The organism is Phytohabitans aurantiacus (assembly GCF_027923225.1).
Lineage (GTDB): Bacteria > Actinomycetota > Actinomycetes > Mycobacteriales > Micromonosporaceae > Phytohabitans > Phytohabitans aurantiacus.
Genome location: NZ_BSDI01000017.1, coordinates 79,183 through 97,694, shown reverse-complemented (window position 1 = coordinate 97,694; position 18,512 = coordinate 79,183). Strand labels below are relative to the sequence as shown.

The 18,512-nt window shown below is 69.3% G+C and carries 14 protein-coding genes; 5 read left to right on the top strand and 9 right to left on the bottom strand.

Translation table 11 applies throughout. From position 1 onward, the window contains the following. Window positions 1-8: 8 nt before the first annotated feature. Window positions 9-1,388, bottom strand: a complete 1,380-nt coding sequence (locus QMG73_RS19280) for an ABC transporter substrate-binding protein (RefSeq protein WP_281897552.1) — start codon at window positions 1,386-1,388, stop codon at window positions 9-11. 393 nt (window positions 1,389-1,781) lie between these two features. On the opposite strand from QMG73_RS19280, the gene QMG73_RS19275 reads away from it, so the two are divergent. The 3 genes from QMG73_RS19275 to QMG73_RS19265 all read left to right on the top strand — a co-directional run bounded on the left by QMG73_RS19275 (window position 1,782) and on the right by QMG73_RS19265 (window position 4,027). Next, on the top strand, window positions 1,782-2,525 hold the full coding sequence (locus tag QMG73_RS19275) for a GntR family transcriptional regulator (RefSeq protein ID WP_281897550.1): 744 nt from the start codon (window positions 1,782-1,784) through the stop codon (window positions 2,523-2,525). A gap of 91 nt (window positions 2,526-2,616) precedes the next feature. Then, window positions 2,617-3,186, top strand: a complete 570-nt coding sequence (locus QMG73_RS19270; RefSeq protein WP_281897547.1) for a DJ-1/PfpI family protein — start codon at window positions 2,617-2,619, stop codon at window positions 3,184-3,186. Between the two features lie 19 nt (window positions 3,187-3,205). Beyond that, window positions 3,206-4,027 carry an alpha/beta fold hydrolase gene (locus QMG73_RS19265; protein WP_281897545.1) on the top strand — a complete coding sequence of 274 codons (822 nt, stop codon included), beginning with the start codon at window positions 3,206-3,208 and terminating at the stop codon, window positions 4,025-4,027. Here the strand turns inward: QMG73_RS19265 and QMG73_RS19260 are convergent. The 7 genes from QMG73_RS19260 to QMG73_RS19230 form a co-directional block, all read right to left on the bottom strand. Then, entirely contained in the window at window positions 3,981-4,352 is a 372-nt protein-coding gene (locus QMG73_RS19260) for a Rieske (2Fe-2S) protein (RefSeq protein ID WP_281897543.1), read from the bottom strand. The genes QMG73_RS19265 and QMG73_RS19260 overlap by 47 nt on opposite strands. Beyond that, complete coding sequence (gene nirB, locus QMG73_RS19255; protein ID WP_281897541.1) at window positions 4,349-6,820, bottom strand: nitrite reductase large subunit NirB; 2,472 nt, start codon at window positions 6,818-6,820, stop codon at window positions 4,349-4,351. The genes QMG73_RS19260 and nirB overlap by 4 nt, the downstream gene beginning before the upstream one ends. After that, window positions 6,821-7,168, bottom strand: coding sequence for a molybdopterin oxidoreductase (locus QMG73_RS19250; RefSeq protein ID WP_281897540.1), 348 nt, complete (start codon window positions 7,166-7,168; stop codon window positions 6,821-6,823). A gap of 1 nt (window position 7,169) precedes the next feature. Then, on the bottom strand, window positions 7,170-9,311 hold the full coding sequence (locus QMG73_RS19245; RefSeq protein ID WP_281897536.1) for a molybdopterin oxidoreductase family protein: 2,142 nt from the start codon (window positions 9,309-9,311) through the stop codon (window positions 7,170-7,172). A 197-nt stretch (window positions 9,312-9,508) separates the two neighbouring features. After that, window positions 9,509-12,235 (bottom strand): RICIN domain-containing protein, encoded by a 2,727-nt coding sequence (locus tag QMG73_RS19240; RefSeq protein ID WP_281897534.1) that lies wholly within the window; start codon window positions 12,233-12,235, stop codon window positions 9,509-9,511. Between the two features lie 365 nt (window positions 12,236-12,600). Next, window positions 12,601-14,376 (bottom strand): RNA polymerase sigma factor, encoded by a 1,776-nt coding sequence (locus tag QMG73_RS19235; protein WP_281897533.1) that lies wholly within the window; start codon window positions 14,374-14,376, stop codon window positions 12,601-12,603. A gap of 326 nt (window positions 14,377-14,702) precedes the next feature. Continuing rightward, a complete protein-coding gene (locus QMG73_RS19230; RefSeq protein WP_281897531.1) occupies window positions 14,703-15,167 on the bottom strand; it encodes an Lrp/AsnC family transcriptional regulator in 465 nt (154 codons plus the stop codon). A 98-nt stretch (window positions 15,168-15,265) separates the two neighbouring features. Between QMG73_RS19230 and QMG73_RS19225 the strand changes: the two genes are divergently transcribed. Beyond that, entirely contained in the window at window positions 15,266-16,231 is a 966-nt protein-coding gene (locus QMG73_RS19225; RefSeq protein ID WP_407676824.1) for an EamA family transporter, read from the top strand. Beyond that, window positions 16,198-17,217, top strand: a complete 1,020-nt coding sequence (locus QMG73_RS19220; RefSeq protein ID WP_281897529.1) for an aldo/keto reductase — start codon at window positions 16,198-16,200, stop codon at window positions 17,215-17,217. Before QMG73_RS19225 ends, QMG73_RS19220 begins: the two co-directional genes overlap by 34 nt. Window positions 17,218-17,239: 22 nt before the next feature. Here the strand turns inward: QMG73_RS19220 and QMG73_RS19215 are convergent, their stop codons facing one another. Further along, window positions 17,240-18,460 (bottom strand): MFS transporter, encoded by a 1,221-nt coding sequence (locus tag QMG73_RS19215; RefSeq protein ID WP_281897527.1) that lies wholly within the window; start codon window positions 18,458-18,460, stop codon window positions 17,240-17,242. Window positions 18,461-18,512 lie beyond the last annotated feature (52 nt).

Genomic DNA, 18,512 nt, shown 5'->3' with positions numbered 1-18,512 from the left:
GGGGTCACTCACAGCCCGCCGCCGCCCTTGCGGCCGCTGGAGTCGAGCACCTTCTGCTGCTCCTTGGCGATGTCGTCGAGCGCGTCCTTCGGACTCTTCGCGCCGTTGAGAGCCGCGTTCACGTTGGTGTTCTCGATGTCGACGAGGCGCGCGTACTCGGGCACGTTCCACATGTCCCGCATCCGCGGAACCGAGTCGGCGTACACCTTGTTGAACGGCTGGGCGTTGAGGAACTCGGGCGACTGCAGGGCGTCCGTGCGCGATGGCACGCCGCCGGCCGCGGCCCACTTCTTCTGGATGTCAGCCTGCTCGAACCACTTCAGGAAATTCAGGGCCTCCGCCTGGTTCGCCTCGGCGGCGTAGGCCGATATGTGCATCCCCATGCCGCCGAGAGGCACCAGGTTCGTCTTCTGGCTCGGCAGGGTGGCAAAACCCAGCTTGTCGAGAATCTGCTCCCGCGAGGTGCCGAGCGTCGACTGCTTCGGGTCGAGCAGGCCGCCGCTCGCGGCGATCCATTGGAACGCGATGCATGCCTTGCCTTGGGCGACCGCCGCGTTCACCTCGTCGATGAACCAGTTGCCGGAGCCCTTGGCGGTCAGCGGCTTCATCTTGTTGACCAGGACGTCCATCGCCTCCTGCCCCGCCTGGTCGTTGAGGACGCCGTCGATCTTGCGATCCTTGGAGTTCCAGAGATTGCCGCCGTAGACGCCGTTGACCGTGTTGTAGGTAACGGCCGCGGCGTCAGAGCCGTTGGCCTGGTGGAAAGCCAGCCCGCTGACGCCAGGGTTGTCGGCCTGGCACTTCTCGGCGACCGAAATCATCTCGTCCCAGGTCTGCGGCGGCTTGTCGCCGATCAGATCCTTGCGGTAGATCATCGTCCAGGTGTCGCCGAGCAGCGGCAGGCCGTACAGGCTGGCGTTTTCGTCGCGCTGCCCGGTCTCCGCCTGGGGGAACTGGCCGTAGGCCGCCAGGAGGTACGGGTTGTAGGCCTTGACGTCGATGTTCTGCTTGACGAAGTCGGTGATGTCGAGGATGTTGCCGTTCGTCACGGCCTCGCCGATGTGTTGCGAGTCCAGGATCGCGATGTCGAAGTCGGTCTTGCGCGCGGCGAACTGGGTGAACATCGCGTCGTGCCAGTTCGCGTTCGGCACGGTGTTGACCTTGATGGTGACGTTCGGCCGCTGCTTTTTGTACTCCGCGTTCGCGAAGGCTTCCAGCGCCTGGGCGGGGGGCCACTCGAACCAGATGAAGCTGAGAGTCAGCGGGTCCTGGGTGAGCGTCGGGATGGTCGCCGGCGCCTTGGGGGCGCTCGCCTCCGCGCCGTCGTCCTCGCCGCCGCCGCACGCCGCCACGGTCGCGGCCACCAGCATGGCCGCCGCTAGCCGCACCTTTCGACCGAAAACGGGCAGTCGTCCTATTCGCTGCGCATACCGCATCTTCAAGCCTGCTTTCTGCGTAGGGACTCGGGGGCCTTGCCGCGTGCTTCGCCGAGTGCTGGGTTGTCTCAGGCGTGTTTGCCGGGCTGTCGCGGGAGGCGTCCCGCGACGTCGAGACGTCCTTCGGTCCTCGCGCGGCCTGGTGGCGAACCGAGCAGGACGTCGAGCATGCTCAGGGGGAGCGTTAGGTGATCGAGGTAGGCGCTGGAGGACTGTTCCGCGATGGTTCAGGACGGCTAGCGTCCGTCACGTTTCCTATACGATTCGATTGGGCGTCAGCATGCAGCAGCGTCGCGATCGATGTCAACAGGTTCGCGAAGACGCTAGAAGGGACCTCACCTCACGATGGACGACGAAGCGACGATCGCGCCGGGCCATGGGGCCATGACGGGCGGGATGCCGCCCGGAAGATCTCGCGGCCGGCTCGCCGACGAGGTGTACGACACGCTGCTCGGACAGCTGATGTCGCTACGGATCGAGCCTGGCTCCCGCGTCACGATCGACGTCCTGGCGCGAGAGCTGGGGGTCTCACAGACGCCGATCCGAGACGCTCTGAACCGTATGGAGGCCGAGGGCCTGGTCGTGCGTGTGCCCCATGCTGGTTACCGCATTCCCCCCCAAATCACCCGTCGCCGATTCGAGGACATGCTCGAGGTCCGCCTGCTCCTCGAGCCCGCGGCGGCGCGCAGATCCGCCGAACGCGCAACCTCGGAGCAGGTGGCCGGTCTGCAACGAATGCTGGAGGAGATGGCGGAGCTGGAGGGGGGCACCGGGCTCGTGGCCTATGGCGCCTTCGGGCTACGCGACGCCGCCTTTCACGATCTCATCGCCTTGAGCGCGGAGAACCAGGTCATTCGCGAAGCGCTCGCTCGCCTGCACGCGCACGTACACCTGTTCCGGCTTCTCCACGACACCCAGGTCACCCACTTGGCCATGGCCGAGCACGAGGAGGTTCTGGCCGCGATCGCCGCACGTGACCCCGACGCCGCCGCCTACGCCATGCGTCGGCACATCCTGCTGTCCGGCGAGCGGTTCCGGCGATTGTTCGACGAGGTCAAGGACGCGGATGGAATGCCGGTGAAGGCTTGACGGGCGGCCTGGGCCGAGGAATGCTAACTCAAAATCGGATCGGATCGGATTGGATCAACATCACCCGGCCCTCAGATGCGAGGAGAAGCAGGTGCCCAGAGCGCTGCTCCTGACCGGCGACGCCGCCGAGGAGCTCGACACGATGTACCCCTACTATCGCGTGCAGGAGGGCGGCTGGGACGTTGACGTCTCGTCACGGACGATGCGTGACGTGCAGTTGGTCATCCACGAGTTCGACCCCAACTCCGACGCCTACGTGGAGAAGAACGGCCGAAAGTTGCCGGTCGACGTGACCTGGGCCGAGGTCGAGGTCGAGCGCTATGACGCCCTCATCATCCCCGGAGGACGTGCCCCCGAGTGGATCCGGGTCGACGCCGACGTCAGGCGCATCACCGAGCACTTCTTCGCGCGCGACCTCCCGATCGCGCTGGTGTGCCACGGCGCGCAGGTGCCCGCGGTGTACGGGCTGCTGAAGGGTCGAAAGACGGCGTGCTTCCCCCCGATCACCGGCGACATGGAGAACGCGGGCGCGACGGTCATCGACGCCCCCGACGTCGTCGACGGCAACCTCGTCTCCTGTAGGGGGTGGCCAGACATGCCGCAGTTCGGCAGGGCGATGATGGAGCTCTTCTCGAAGTCGGTCAACTCCGCATCGGCATGAGCACCCCTGACAGGCCCCGGTGACGGCACTTCGGACCCTCACGGTCGACGGCTCCCCCGTACACGTCCTGGAGAGCGGCACCGGGCCCGCGGTGCTGATGCTGCACGGCTCTGGACCCGGCACGACCGGGTCCGGCGCCTGGGCGGCGACGGCGCAGGCGCTGGGCTCGTCCTGGCACATGGTGGCCCCTGACCAGGCGGGGTTCGGCCGTACACCGATCCCGGAGGGCTCCAGGGGTGGGCTCCGGCTGTGGACGGAGCAGGCCGCGGGCCTGATGGATGCTCTCGGTGTCGAGCACTACGCCGTGGTGGGCCACTCCATGGGCGGTGCCGTGGCGCTGGCGTTGGCGGCGGCGCGTCCCCAAAAGGTCACCCGTGTCGTGGCGGTCTCGACGATGGGCGCCCCCGGAGCGCCGCTGTCCGCTGAGCTCGACGCGGTCTGGGCCGCACCCGCCGGCCCGCTCGGGGCACGAGACATGTTGAGTCGCCTCGTCTACGACCAAGCGCTCGTGACCGAGTCGGCCGTCGATGCTCGTGCGACTGCGATGCGAGCGGGCGCGGCCGCATTCGCGTCATTGTTCCCTCCTCCTAGGGCGCGTTGGGCCGACGAGCTCGCCCTCTCGCCGCAAACGCTGGCAGAAGTCCGCGCTCCCGTGTTGCTCGTCCACGGTGCCGAGGATCGAGTCACCCCGATCGGGACGGCAGCCCTGCCCATGCTCGAACACCTGGCCGATGTCCGTCTGTATGCGCTCGGCCGATGCGGGCACGTGCCGGCGATCGAGCACCCGCACGAATTCAGGCGACTCCTGTCGTGCTTCCTGCGCCGGGGACGAGGTTACTGATCGCTGCGGCGGGGACGCCGACAACCAGCTCGCCCTCGTCCACCCGAACCGGATACACCGTCAGTGGCGGCTGCCCGGTCTGGGAGCAGCCGGTCGCCAGATCGAAGGCGTGCTGGTGCAGGGGGCAGATGACCACCTCGGCGTCGGCGATACCGTCGGCGATCGGCCCGCCGGCGTGTGGGCAGATGGCCGAGACCGCCCGCAGTGAGCCGTCGCGCAGCCGGAAGACCGCCACCGTGTCGGCGCCGACCGCGTACGCGCGAGCCTCGCCCACGGGCAGCTCCGCCACGGCGCCGACGCGGTACTCCACCAGGTTCGCTGTCACGCCTGCCCTCCCTCGCGCACGGGTACCCGGGGAAGTGGCAGTAGCGGGAGGGCGGTGCGGAACTGGCCGGGCGTCGCCGGATCCGCACCTTCCTTCCACGGGTCCTTGTAGGCGGCCACCGCCGCGGTCATCCGCTCCTCAAGGCCGGTCGCCAGTCCCTCGCTGTCGTCGACGAGCAACGCGCGAAGCCGGCCGATGCCCACCCGGGGAACGAAGGAGTAGGTGCGCTCCAGCCAGTTGGCGTTCTCGCGGTAGTACTGGAGGAAGCGACCGGTGAGCGTTATCACCTCGTCCGGACTGTCCACCGTGGCCAGTAGGTCGCCCTTGCGGACGTGGGCGCCGGCCGCGCCACCGACATAGATCTCCCACCGCCCGCCGTCGACCGCCACCACACCGAGGTCCTTGACGTACGCCTCGGCGCAGTTGCGGGGGCAGCCGGTCACCGCGAGCTTCATCTTGCCCGGGCTCTCCAGCCCTTGGAACCGGGACTCGATGGCGATGCCGAGCGCGGTGGAGTCGCCGACGCCGAAGCGGCAGAACTCGCTGCCGACGCAGGTTTTCACCGTGCGCATGCTCTTTCCGTACGCGTACCCGGAGGGCATGTCGAGGTCGGCCCACACCTTCGGCAGGTCCTCCTTGCGGATGCCGAGCAGGTCGATGCGCTGCCCGCCGGTGAGCTTGACCATCGGCACCTGGTACTTGTCGGCGACGTCGGCGATCCGGCGCAGCTGGGCGGGTGTGGTGACACCACCCTTCATCTGCGGCACCACCGAGAAGGTCCCGTCGCGCTGGATGTTGGCGTGCACGCGGTCGTTGATGAACCGGGCGCCACGCTCGTCCTGGTACTCCTCGCCCCACATCATCCGCAGCAGCGAGACCAGACCCATCTTGCTCTTGGCATCCTCTCGGCCACCGGCCAACGCGTCGAAGACCGCGGACACGCTCTTGAGGCCCTTCGCGCGGATCGCGGCCATCAGCGCCGGCTTGTCCATGGGTACGCCGGGGACGTACCAGGTGGCGGAGGGATCCTCCTCGACGGCGCCGCCAGCCGCCCACTCCACGATCTGCGCGACGAGGGACTTGCACGAGCCGCAGCCCTTGCCAGCGCGGGTGGCGTCCATCACACCACCGAGCGTCTTGACACCACTGTGGACGGTGGAGACGAGCGCGCCCTTGCTGACACCGTTGCAGTTGCACACCTGTGCGCCGTCGTCGAGTTCGGCGGCAGACTCCTCGGCCGCCGGCCCGCCGAGGTCGAAGAGGAGCCGCACCCGCTCCTCCGGCAGGGGCAGGCCCCGGTCGAACGCCTGCATCAGAAAGCCCACCTTGCTGACGTCACCGAGCAGCGTCGCGCCGATCAGCCGGTCGTCGCGGATGATGACGCTCTTGTAGACGCCGCGCCGCGGCTCGGCGAAGACCACGAACTCGTCGTCGTCGTGCTCCGGGGTCGTGAGGCCCATCGCGGCCACGTCGACACCGGCCACCTTGAGCTTCGTGGCCGTCCGGGAGCCGTGGTACGCCGCGGTGCGGTCGCGCCCGGTGACCTGGTCGGCGAGTACCTTGGCCTGTTCCCACAGCGGGGCAACGAGGCCGTACGTCTGGCCGCGGTGCTGTACGCACTCGCCGACCGCGTAGATGTGCGGTTCGTCGAGCACCCGCATGTGGTCGTCGACGAGGATCGCCCGCTCGACCGGCAGCCCGCTCAGCGCGGCGACCTCCACGTTGGGGCGGATGCCGGCGGCCACCACGACCATGTCGCAGGGGATGGCGCGACCGTCGGCCAGCCGTACCCCCTCGACCCGGTCCTTGCCCACGACGGCGGCGGTGCGCGCGCCGACTTCGACGGTGATGCCGAGGTGTTCGACGCTGCGCCGCAGGATCGTGCCGGCCTGCGCGTCGAGCTGGGCGTTCATCAGCGTGGCCGCCGAGTGCAGGAGGGTGACCTGGACGCCGTACTGCTGCAGCCCGCGCGCCGCCTCCAAGCCGAGCAGGCCGCCGCCGATGACGACCACACGCTCGTGGTCGCGGGCGTAGCGGATCATCGCGCGGGTGTCGTCGATCGTGCGGAACGTGAACACGCCCTGGTGATAGCCGCGCCGGGGATGGTGCATCCCTTCGATGGGTGGCACGTACGGCCGGCTGCCGGTGGCGATGACGAGCGTGTCGTACGGGGTGATCGAGCCGTCGTCGGCGCGCACGACGCGGGCGAACCGGTCGATCCGCTCCACCCGCACGCCGGCCCGGAGCGCGATGCCGTTCTCCTCGTACCAGGGCAGGCTGTTGAGGAAGATGCCGGCCTCGTCCTCCACACCGGACAGCACATTGGACAGCAGGATGCGGTTGTAGTTGCCGTAGGGCTCCTCGCCAAACATCGTGATGGTGAACCGATCCCGGCCACCCCGCTCCAGGATCTCCTCTACGGCACGGGCGCCGGCCATGCCGTTGCCGATGACCACCAGTCGCTCCACTCAGACCTCCACGAGCCCGAGGTCGACCACGACCGCGCCGCTGACGCCGTCCGGCGCGGCCAGGTGCAACTCGACGACGGTGCCGCTGTCGAGGTCCTCGACGACCCGCAGTGGCACGTGCACGTCGCTCTTCGCGCCGATGGGGAAGTACCGCATCGGGGCGCCGTCGCGCATCAGCACGGCGTAGATCAGCTCGCCGGTGGTGTTGCCGCCGCGGAAGTAGACCGGTTGGGTGACCACGCCGTCAGGCACGGTGTACGACAGGGTCGCGTCGATCGGGAAGGGTGACTCGATCCCCTTGCCTTGGAAGGGGAAGACCCCCTGCAGAAACCTCGATGTGGACTGCATGTCAACTGTCCCTTCTGGACGGAGATAGGTGTGTGGGCGGTGGCGTGGCCGGCGAACGGTCGTCGGGCCCGCCGATCCGGCGCATCGCGACGGCGCAGCACTTGAACGCGGGCATCTTCGAGTGGCGGTCGAGCGTCGGGTCGGTCAACGCGTTCGCGCTGGCCGGTCCGCCCCAGTGGAAGGGCACGAAGACCGTGTCCGGCCGGATCGTGTCGGTCAGGTGGGCGCGGAAGACGGCCGTGCCGCGGCGGGTGCGCAGCTCGACCAGGTCCGCGGCGCCGATGCCGAGCCGGCGGGCCAGGTCGGGGTGGATCTCCGCCCTCGGGTCGTCCGCGGTCAGCCGCAGCGAGCGGGACCGGCGGGTCTGGTTGCCGCTCTGGTACTGCTGCATGATGCGGCCGGTGGTGAGCACGTACGGGTACTCCTGGTCCGGCGATTCGGCCGGCTCGTGGTGGTCCACCCGGACGAAGCGAGCCCGACCGTCAGCGGTGGCGAACCGGTCGGTGAAGAGCCGCGGCGTGCCCGGATGGTCGGCTGCCGGGCAGGGCCAGAAGACGCCCCGCTCCGCCTCGATCCGCTCGTACGAGATGCCCGCGTAGTCGGCGATGCCGCCGGCGCTGGCCCGGCGCAGCTCGTCGAAGACGGTGCGCGGGTCGGCGGAGAACCGGCCGGGGGCTTCCAGCCGTTCGGCGAGCGCGGCCAGCAGCGCCAGGTCGTCGAGCACCCCGTCCGGCGGTGCCAGCGCCCGGCGGCGCCGGATCACCCGCCCCTCCAGGTTGGTCATCGTGCCGTCCTCCTCGGCCCACTGCGCGGTGGGCAGCACGACGTCGGCCAGCGCCGCCGTGTCGGACAGGAACATGTCGGAGACGGCCAGGAAGTCCAAAGCGGACAGTCGTGCGACTACCCGGTCGCGATCCGGAGCTGAGACGGCGATGTTGGAGGCGAGCACCAGCAGCGCGCGCACCCCACCAGGGGTGCCGAGCCGGTCGAGCATCTCCACGGCCGAGACGCCCGGGCCGGGCAGGTCTGCCGGATCCACCCCCCAGACGGCCGCGACGTGCGCCCGGGCGGCCGTGTCGTCGATGCGCCGGTAGCCGGGCAGCTGGTCGGCCTTCTGGCCGTGCTCCCGCCCGCCTTGCCCGTTGCCCTGGCCGGTGATCGTCCCGTAGCCGGAGTGCGGCCGTCCCGGCAGCCCCAGCGCGAGGGCCAGGTTGATGTACGCCTGGGCGGTGTCGGTGCCGTTGCTGTGCTGCTCAGCACCGCGCGCGGTGAGAATCATCGCGGACGTCGCCGTCCCCAACAGCTGGACGGTACGGCGCAGCTGCGCTTCTCCCACCCCGGTGACCCGCTCCACCCGGTCGGGCCACCACGCGGCCACCGCCGCGCCCACCGTGTCGAAGCCGCTGGTGCGGCCGTCCACATAGGTCTTGTCCACATAGCCTTCGCGGATCGCGATGTGCAGCAGCCCGTTGGCCAGCGCGAGGTCGGTGCCGGGCGTCGGCTGCAGGTGCACAGTGCCGCCCCGCGCGGTCGCGGTACGGCGCGGGTCCACCACGATGTGCGCCGCTCCACGGGCCCGCCCGGCGTCGAAGTACTGCATCGCCGGCGGCAGCGTGTCGGCCGGGTTGCTGCCCACCAGCAACACCACGTCGGCCTCGGCGATGTCGGCCAGCGGGAAGGGAAGTCCCCGGTCGATGCCGAAAGCCCGGTTGGCCGCCGTCGCCGCCGAGGACATGCAGAACCGGCCGTTGTAGTCAATATGTGGCGTCCGCAGCGCCACCCGCGCGAACTTGCCCAGCTGGTACGCCTTCTCGTTGGTCAGCCCGCCGCCGCCGAAGCAGCCCACCGCCGCCGCCCCGTACTCCCGCTGCGCCCGCCGGATCGCGGCGACGACGCGGTCGAGCGCCTCATCCCAACTCGCCGGTCGCAGCGGGCCGGACCGATCGTCGCGGACCAGGGGCGTGGTCAGGCGGTCCGGGTGGTCCAGCAGCTCCGGCGCGCTCCAACCCTTGGCGCACAGGCCACCCCGGTTGGTCGGAAACTCGGTCGGCTCGATGACCGGAGCGCGCGACGGCTCGACCCGCATCCGCACGCCACACTGCAGCGAGCAGTACGGGCAATGGGTCTCGATCGTCGCGCCCACATCGTGACGATCGCGACCGCACGTTACCCCCGTGTGCCGCCGTCGTTACACCACAGTCGCCAAGTGCTACCAAAGGGTCGGTTCATAGGGAAGCGTGCCTGTCTCCTGATGACGGGCCAGACCGGAGAGGCCACGCCCGCCTCGGCCATGGCGAGGCCGCAGGCCAGTGTGCCTGCGGCCCCGCTCGGGTGTAGGGGTCAGGACGGGTCGCCGTACTGCAGGCCGCGTCCGTTCGTGCCGATGTAGACGCGGCCGTAGGTGTCGGGGTCGCCGGTGATGACGCCGGAGCCGCTGATGCTGCCCCATTGGTGGGCGTCGTCGTTGACGCGGAGCCAGGTGGCGCCCTTGTCGGTGGAGCGGAAGACGCCGGTGGCGTCTTTTACGGTGCCGATCAGGTACAGGGCTTGATAGGAGGCGCCTGGTGCGGCTTTGCCGAAGCCGAGGGCGGAGGCGGTCTGCACGGTGGTGAGTGTGGTGAAGGTGCGGCCGCCGTCGGTGGAGTGCAGCAGTCCCCTGGCGCTGCCGGCGATCCACAGGTCCCCGGCGATGCCGGGAACGGCGGTGAGCCGGCCGGTCGGCAGGTTGGTGGCGCGGGCGGTGAAGCTCGCGCCGCCGTCGGTACTGGCGTAGAGGGTGCCGCCGGCCAGTGAGTAGAAGGTGTTGGCCGTGGAGCGGTCGGCGACGACCACGGCGTCGGTGCCCAGCCCGCTGACCTTTGACCAGCTTGCTCCCTTGTCGGTGGAGCGATGCGGGGCCTGACCGGTTTGGGTCCAGACGATGGTGGAGCCGTCCGCCGCGAGCGCGACCTGGCCGGTGTCGGCGCTGGCCACGGGTTCTGCTGTGAAGCCGTGCCAGCTGGTGCCGCCGTCGGTGGAGTAGGCGCCGTCCTGCGCGCCGCCACGGCCGACGCGGACCATCGTCGCGGGGTTGGACTGGGCGAAGTCGATGCTGGTGCTGTTGCCCATCACCGGGTTCCGCAGATGTTGGGCGGGCAGGTCGGTCAGGGAGTCGTGCCGGAAACCGCCCTGGTCGCCCATGGCGGTGATGACGTGGGCGCCGCCGGGAGGGGCGATCACGTCCAGCAGCGCGGTCTCCTCCAGCCCGCGGGCGCCGACGGTCCAGTGGCTGGTGCCGCCGGTGTCGGTGGCGGCGGCGTCTTTGCTGCGCCAGATGCCGTTGCCGGTTCCGTACAACACGTGGCCGGAGTCGAAAGGATCGATGGCCAGGACGGTCATCCAGTGCCCGGTTCCGGTGCCGACGTAGGGAGCGATGGCGGCGTCCCGCACCGATTTCGCGGCCAGCGCCTTCCAGGTCGTGCCTCCGTCGGTGGTCCGGTAGATCTCGTCCTCGGGCCACCAGCGGTCGAGGGTGGTGACCATCACCGTGGACGGCTTCCGCGGGTCGACGGCCAGACCGGAGAACCCGTAGCTGCCCTGGGACGGGGAGATGTTCTTCCACGCCCCGCCGGCCGGCGTGTACTTCCACACCGAACCCGCCGTCACGCCGTTGGGTCCGACGACGTTGGTGTACGTCAGGTACAGCGAGCCGTCACCGGAGAGCACGCCGTGCTGCGGCATCTGGCCGCTGGGCTGCCCGGAGACGGCCTGCCAGGTGCTGCCGCCGTCGGTGGAGCGGTACAGGGAGGTGGACGTGTCGGCGACGCCGACATAAACCGTCTTGCTCCCGGCCGGACCGTACGTGACGAAGGAGATGCCCGCGCCGCTGCTGGCCCCGTCCTTGACAGGGAACGAGGAGACCTGGCTCCATGTCGCGCCGTAGTCGGTGCTGCGCCACAGGCCGTTCTTGCGGGTGCCCAGCAGCAGGGTGCCGTGGGTCGCGGGGTTGATCGCCAGCCGTTCACCCGCCCCGCGGCCGTCCTCGTTGGCGCCCAGCTTGAAGGGCAGATTGGTGCGCTGGAAGGTGCGGCCCCGGTCGGTGGAGCGCAGGATCGCGCCGTTGCCGGCCCACTCGTTGGTGTAGGTGCCCGCCCCGAGGTAGAGCCGGTTGGGCTCGACGGGGTCGGTGGCCACCGAATCGATGCCCAACAGGTTCCAGTCCTTCTCGCCGGCCCAGTCGGTCAGCGGGATCCACTGCTCGGCCGCGACGTCCCAGCGGTAGGCGCCGCCCATGTCGGTGCGCGCGTACAGCAGGCTCTTCTCCCCCGGGTTGAACACCAGCCCGGTGACGTAACCGCCGCCCACCACCTGGGCGTTGTTCCACACATACGGTCCGGTCGGGGTCTTGGGCTCCGTCGTGCCGGTCCCGGCCGTCGGGGCGGCGGTCGTCGGGGTGGCGGCCGTCGGTGTCTGGGCCGTTGGTGTCTGGGCCAGTTTCACCAGCTTCCACCGCTGGTTGGTGCCGCCGTGGCTGGGCCACTGGATGACTGCCACGCCGTCGGCCGTGGAGTCTCCGTACACGTCCAGGACCTGGCCGCTCCTGCGGGAGGTGAAGGTGACGGCGTCGGAACCGCGCGCATCGTCGATCCGCCACTGCTGGGAGGTGGAGGAGTTGTCGGTCTGCTGCTCGGCGGCGGCCGCCTGGGCGGTCGAGTCGCCCGCTATACCCAGCACCTTGCCGCTGTTGCGGCTCACCAACTCGAAGTAGCCGTCCCCCGTGGATCGCAGCTTCCACTGCTGGTTGGCGGTGTTCTGGTCGGTCCACTGCTGGATACGGGCACCGTCGGCGGTGGAGAAGGCGTTGACGTCCAGCGCCTTGCCGCTGCGCACGGAAATCAACCGGTAGTAGGCACCGCCGTCGATCGTCGCGGCCTGCGAGTCGTCCTTAACGAACAGGACATACGGCACGACGAGGGCGGGTAGGCCGAGCAGCAGACCGGTAGCGATCCAACGACGGCGGTGACGCCCGCGGCGCCCGCCGGCCGTGGGCTTCGTCTTGGCACGGTGTTCCCGGTGCATCCCGTTCATTCACCAGCCTCCGCTGTGGCGAACTGTTCCCCTGAGTACATCTGTATCGACCTTTCACGCCACTACCTCGGCATCTCGATGCCCTCTGATGTAGGAGATGCACCCGGGCAGGCAACATCGCAGAAACTCCACAAAATGATGTTGAGGATCTTCCCGTGGTGTTCGGTTGGTCGAGGGCCGAGCGTGAGCGACGACCCTGTCGACCTACGGGTCAGTCCTCCCAGGACGACCGCGTCGTGCGGGCCGGCACGTCGGTTCGAGCCGTCGACGGAGCCACCGACGTCGAGGCCGAAAGTGGGGACCTCGATGGGCAGGGGCGTTGGTCATGTAGTTCTCCAGGGGAGAACCGTTCGCGGTTTCCGCGATCAGGGCTGCTGGAAGTTGCGAGTGGTCCATATCCGCTGGGCCAGGTAGTCCTTGACCCGGTTGATGTACCCCTCGGCGGCGTCGGTGTGCCAGCGCCCGGAGAAGTGCACGCCCATGCAGCCCCACGCATCCCCCGCCTTGTACTGGGATCCGCGCTCGACCGTGTTGAGCCAGGTCATCTTGCCCTCGAAGCAGCTGCGCCAGACGGCGTACCCGTAATCGAGGTTCATGGCCGTGGACTTCTCGACGCCCGGGAACGCCGACGTGTTGTAGGGGTAGCGGACCTGCATCATCCCGAAGCTTTCCGGGCACTTGCCCGGGGTGCCGTCCACCCCGAGACCGTGGTCGGCCGGACAGCGCGAGGCGTCGGTGCCCCAGTCGCCCTTGTTGCTCATATGCCACCAGCTCTCGATAGCGGCCTGCGCCTTGACCATGTCCTCGTCGACACCCCACTTGCAGGCCGTCCAGCGCAGGATCTGTTCGGTGGTGCCGGTGAACCTGCCGTCGACGCGGGTCAGCGGGGCGCTGGCGCCCGGCACGGTGTGCCCCATGGTCTTGTTGGCCGTGGCGTTGGCCGCCTTGTTCTCGCGGATAGCTTTGGCTCGCACCACGGTGGCGCACTGTGCACCCGATGGCAGCTTGGCGCCGGGCGGCAGCAACCGGAACCGGCCGGAAGGCAACGCCGTCGGCGACGCGGTGGGTTTCGGGCTGGCCGGCGAGGAGGATGGCGACGTGGCCGCGCTCGGGCTGGCGGTCGGTCGCGCCGACCCCGGAACCGCAGACGCCGTCGGCACGGTGAACGACGTCGATGCCGTGGCCGCCGGCGGCGCCTCGAACGCCCCGGCCCCGTACGCCGCGGCCGTGCCACCGCCGAGCACCACCGTGGCGGCCACCGCAGCCACCGCCGGCTTCGCGGACAGCGCCGATCCGAGCTTGGCCAACCAACCAGACAAATGGCCGCTACCGGCATGAGTCAACGCCTCGGTGGCAGCCTGCAACGCGGGCAGGCTGAACACTACCGGCAGCGGGACCAGGGACAACCCGACCAGCAGCCGGTCGGCCGGCACGAGATCGGTCCAACCATCGGCACAGCTGTCGCACTCGCGGGTATGACGGGCGAACCGCTTGCGCCACAACGTCGAGGGCAGGCCGTCCCATCCGCGAGCCAGATGGGCAAGCTGTCCGCACCGCGGCGATGCGCGCAGCGCCCGCACGATCGCGCGGGCCGCGTCCAACTGCTGCCTCATCCGCTGTACCCGCACGGTCGCCTGGTGTGGTGTCAGTTCCAGTGCGACCGCCAGCTCCGTGCGGGTCAGCTCACCGACGGCCTCCAGCCACCACAGGGACAGCAGGTGACGGTCGTCGTCGTCGAGCCACCGGGTCGCCTCGGCGACCTCCCGGCGCTGGCCCTGCAGGCCGAGCTTGGCGATGGTCAGGTCCACGAAGTCGGCCCCGGGGTCGGTGACGTCCACGTCCAGATTGGCGCGCGGCACCGAACGGCTGTTGGTCCGCCAACGCCCGCGCATCTGCTGGATCGCGATCGTCACCAGCCATGGCCGGAACCGTTGCGGGTCGCGCAGGCTGGGCAGCCCGCGCACCGCCTGCAGCATGGTCTCCTGCACGACATCGTCGACATCCGGGTGCCCGCTCATCGCGCGGCCGACGATGTTGTAAACCAACGGCAGACATCCCGCTACAAGGTCATCTAAGACCCGCTGGTCCCCGGCGATTGCCGCGTCCACGATCGCCGGATCGAACCTGACCTCTTGGTACATCTGTATCAACCTTTCGCGCCGGCGCCGTCGGCATCTCGTTGCTCCCTGACATAGGAGATGCATCCGGGCGGGCAGCATCGCAGAAATTCCGCTGGAAGGTCAGCGGATCATGCGGGTGGTCTACGCGGAGCCAGACCGTAGCAGGTAATCCCATGTCTCGAAAACCCCTGCGACCTGGGCGAGAGCCGACCAGCAGCCGTCGTCAAGGAAACGCCTTGTGAAAGGCATGTTTCCCGGCCGCGTCTAGACGCGGGCTGCTGGACCGACCATAAAGACATCCCATGACGCGACGGCGGACCGCAACGGCGTCGCGTGGCCGGGGCGCGTTATTCAGGCGCTGCGGTAGGCAGCGGCCGAGCGGGTACGGGCGTGGAGACCACGATGGAGGTGGTGGTCTGTCCGAGGAGGAGGAACCGGTCGAGGATTTCTTCGAGTTCGCCGATGGACGGTGCGTGAATCTTGAGGAGGAAGCAGTCCTCTCCGGTGATCCGATAGCACTCGACGACCTGCGCCGTTTCGCGTGCGGCCCGAGCGATCGCGGGAAGCTGGCCGGGGCCTGGCCGGATGCGTAGCAGAGCGGCTACCGGCATGTTGAGCGCGGCGGGGTCGATGTCCATCCGATACCCGACGATCACGCCTGTGGTCTCCAGCCGCTGTACCCGTTCCGTGACCGCCGGCGCGGACATGCCGACGCGGCGGGCCAGCTCCGACATCGACATGCGCGGATTGGCCTGCAACTCGGACAACACACGCATGTTGACGGCGTCCAGGAGCCTCGCCCGGCCGTCCAAGGAATTTGCACCTTCTGGCCTTGACTCTCTAGGCAAATCACGCCTCCAGCCTTCAGTTTGCCCTTCACGGTCCGCTCCCCGCTTTGGAAGATACTCGGGTGAAAGAACCGGCGGCGGCAGGCGGGCGAAGCTCGTCGGCGAGCCCGTCCGGCTTTCCGGCCGGGCTGGCGGCGCCGGCGTTCATCGCGGTCAGTGCCGTCTTCCACTACCTCGGCCCGGCGTGCGCCGTGCTGCTGTTCGCCCGGCTGGATGTGTTCGGGGTTACCTGGCTCAGGATCACCAGCGCAGCCCTGGTGTTCGCGGTGTGGCGCCGCCCATGGCGCCTGCTGCGACGGTTGACCGCCACGCAACACCGGGTCCTACTGGCGCTGGGCGTGGTGCTGGCGGCGATGAACACGACGTTCTACCTGGCGATCGCCCGGCTACCACTGGCCACGGTCGGCTCGATCGAGTTCCTCGGTGTCATCGTCCTGGCCGCCGCCGGGCTCAGAAGCGCGCGTAACACACTCGCGCTTGGGCTCGCGGTGGCCGGCGTGTTTACGCTCACCGACATCCGGCTGGCGGGCGCGCCACTCGGGTTCGGGTTCGCCTTCGCGAACTGCGCGCTGTTCATGCTCTACGTGACCCTCGGCCACCGGGTCGCCAACACCGGACCGCGCGACGGCTCCCGGTGGGACGGCGTCGACCAGCTCGGTGTTGCCATGCTGATAGCGGCGATCGTGACCACGCCGCTATGCCTGTCCGGCGCGGCGCCCGCCTTCGACCACCCCGACTGGCTGCTGGCCGGTGTCGCGGTAGGCGTCTGCTCCTCGGTCATCCCGTACGTGACCGACCAACTCGCCATGGCCCGGCTGCGCCGCGCGACATTCGCGTTGATGCTGAGCATCCTGCCGGCCTCCGCCACGGTCATCGGCCTGCTCCTACTCGCCCAACCGCCGACGGTCCATGACCTGCTCGGCGTGGCTCTGGTTACCGCCGCGGTCGCGATCCACCAACAGCCGTCCATCAACACCGATCGAGAGGAAACACAATGCGGTACGTCCGGCTCGGCTCGTCCGGTCTGAAGGTGTCACGCATAGGCCTGGGCATGATGAGCTTCGGCAATCCAGCCGCCGAGCCGTGGTTTCTGTCCGAAGACGCCGCCGAACCGATCGTCCGGCACGCCGTCGACGCCGGCGTGACCTTCTTCGACACCGCCGACATGTACTCCGGCGGCGTGAGCGAACAGGTCACCGGGCGGTTGCTCGACAAACTGTTCGCCCGGCGCAGCGACTACGTGCTCGCGACCAAACTCTTCTTCCCGATGGGGCCGGGTCCCAACGACCGCGGCCTGTCCCGCAAACACATCATGGACTCCGTCGACGCCTCGCTACGGCGGCTGGGCACCGACTACATCGACCTTTACCAGATCCACCGGTGGGATCCCGAGACACCGATCGAGGAGACCATGGCGGCACTGCACGACGTCGTCCGGGCGGGAAAGGTGCGCTACCTCGGCGCGTCACTGATGTATACCTGGCAGTTCGCGAAGGCCCAGTACACCGCACAAGCGGGCGGCTGGACCCGATTCGCCTCGATGCAGACCCACTACAACCTCGCCTACCGCGAGGAGGAGAGGGAGATGATCCCCTTCTGCGCCGACCAGGGCGTCGGCGTCCTGCCGTACAGCCCCCTGGCCCGAGGGCTGCTCGCCGGCGGTCCACGCGACACACCTCGCGCGATCGCCGAACGGGCCGACGGATCGCAGCGCGTCGACGACAACGACACCGACATCATCGACGCGTTGCGCACGGTCGCCGCCAGACACACCAGGCCGCCCGCCCAGATCGCGCTGGCCTGGCTGCTGGGCAAGACACCGGTGAGCGCGCCCATCATCGGCGTGACCAGACCCCACCACCTCGACGACGCCCTCGCCGCCGTCGACCTGACCCTCAGCAACGAGGACACAGCTACGCTGGAAGCCTCGTATCGCCCTCGCGCACCGTACGGCCACTCACAGCCCACCACGACGACGCGGCGAGATCCTCGCTCTGACAGAACTCGATCATGAAGCGACGGGAGAGCCACCCTCATTATGTGGCCTGCCGCCGAGCGAGTTCCCTTGTGGACAGTCCCGCCGCGAGGAAGAGCGCGGCGAGCACGACCCACCCGACCCGGCCGTGCTCGATGGCGGTGGCGGTGACGACCAGCGGCGCGAGCATCGACCCAAGGGCTGCGCCGGTCTGGCTGACCCCCTGGTATGCGCCGGCGTTGTCCGGGTCGGCGAGCTCGAAGGCCAGCGTCCAGCTGCCGGCCTCGGAGACGACCTCGGCGAGGCTGTGCGCCACGGTCGCGAGCGCCAGCACCACCACGACCATCGCGACGCCGCCGTAGGTGGCCGCCGCGTACAACCCGCAGGCGACGGCCAGCAACGCACCGGCTCCGGCCACGGACCGCCCGGCCGCCGGGAGGTCGCGGGCGCCACGCGCCGCCCAGACCTGGAGCAGAGACACGATCACGGTGTTGAGGGCCAGCAGAACCGCGACGGTGACCGCCGGCGCCGTCGTCCATCCGGCGATCCACAAGGGTACGCCCACCGTCAGCATGCCGAACTGCATGGTCATCACCGCGTTCAGCGCGGTGGCGGCGAGATAGGTGCGGTCGCTCAGCGGGGAGCGGCGTCGATGCGTCACCCGCGGCGGGCCGGACGGGCCGGGCGTGGTGACCCGGCGCACGGACAGCGCCGAGACGAACAGCAGCGCCGCCGTCGACGCCATCGCCAGCAGGTACGCCGGCCTCGTGCCGATCGCCAGAACCACCGCCGCCAGGGCCGTACCGGCGCCGATGAAGCAGTTCATGACCACGCGGAGGCGGGCGCGCACCTCGACCCGTTCCGGTCCGGTGAAGCTCTGGGCGATCATCGTGTTCAGCGCCGTACGCTGCATGGCCTGCTGGCCCACCGCCGCGCACGCGACACCGACGAAGGTGGTCGGTGAGCTCACGACGAGGTACGCGAGCAGCGCCAGCCCTTGCCCGGCGGTGCTGAACAGCAGGACCCGCCGGGCGCCGACCAGGCCGGCCAGGTAGCCCGCGCCCAGCGACGCGGCGACCGCCGCGGCGCCGGCGATCGTGAGCCCGAAACCGACAGTGGTCGGGGTGAGCCCGGCGACCCGGGTGAAGAACAGCACGCTGACGCTGAAGAACACACCCCTGGACAGGGCGGATGACATGGTCGACCAGGTCAGCGCCCGGGCAACCGGGTCGTCCGGCAGCAGCGTGCGCCGCACGGTGGAACGGCTCGCGACAATAAGCACGCCCACAGTTCTCGCAGGAGACCGCGCCAGGCCACCAACGATGTAGCGTTAC